Source organism: Komagataeibacter kakiaceti JCM 25156 (genome assembly GCF_000613305.1).
Genome location: NZ_BAIO01000774.1, coordinates 1 through 813 on the forward strand (window position 1 = coordinate 1; position 813 = coordinate 813).

The 813-nt window shown below is 67.7% G+C and carries 1 protein-coding gene; it reads left to right on the top strand.

The genetic code is table 11. The features are described from left to right. Positions 1-100: 100 nt before the first annotated feature. A partial coding sequence (locus JCM25156_RS26275) for an ABC transporter permease (protein ID WP_242402751.1) occupies positions 101-813 on the top strand: 713 nt, incomplete at its 3' end.

The following is an 813-nucleotide window of genomic DNA, read 5'->3' on the forward strand; positions in this document are numbered from 1 at the left end:
CGCCACCGCGCCTGCCGCCGCTGCGCAGGCTGGCCGCGCGCTGCATGAGCAGCCCGCTGGGGGGCGTAATCGCGGCGCTTGTCATCATATTCGGCGTGTCATGCTGCTGTCGCCGCATTTCCTGACCAGCTTCAACCTCATGATCATGGCGCGTGCGCTGGCCTTTATCGGGCTGGTCACGATCGGGCAGTCCGTTCTCATGATTCTGGGGGAGCTGGATCTGTCGGTGGGCGCCATTGGCGGGCTGGCGGGTATTACGGGCGGCATGCTCATGGTGCAGGCGGGGCTTGACCCGTGGCTGTCGCTTGGGCTGTGCCTGTTGCTGGGCACGCTGTGCGGCATGCTCAACGGCGTGCTGATTACCCGGCTGCGGCTTCATTCGCTGGTGCTGACTATCGGCATGGCGGGCGTGTATGGCGGGGCCAACCTTGTCGTGACAAAAGGGGTGGCCATTACCGGCGTGCCCGGTGACATCTCGTTCCTGGGCCGGGGGGTGGTTTACGGGGTGCCGGTGCCCTTCGTCATCCTGCTGGCCTGCCTTGGCGTCGTGGGCTTCGTCATGGCGCGCACGCCGGTGGGGCGGTATGTCTATGCGATCGGTAGCAACCCCGAAGCGGCGCGGATGCTGGGCCTGCGGGTTGATGCCATCCGGGTCGCGGCCTTCGCCACGGCGGGGTTCCTGTCCGCCCTTGCGGGTATTCTCATGGTAGCGCGGCTGGGCACGGCGCAGCCTTCCATCGGGGATACATGGGTGCTGGCCCCGATCGCCGCCGCCGTCATCGGCGGGGTCGCGACAACGGGGGGGCTGGGCAG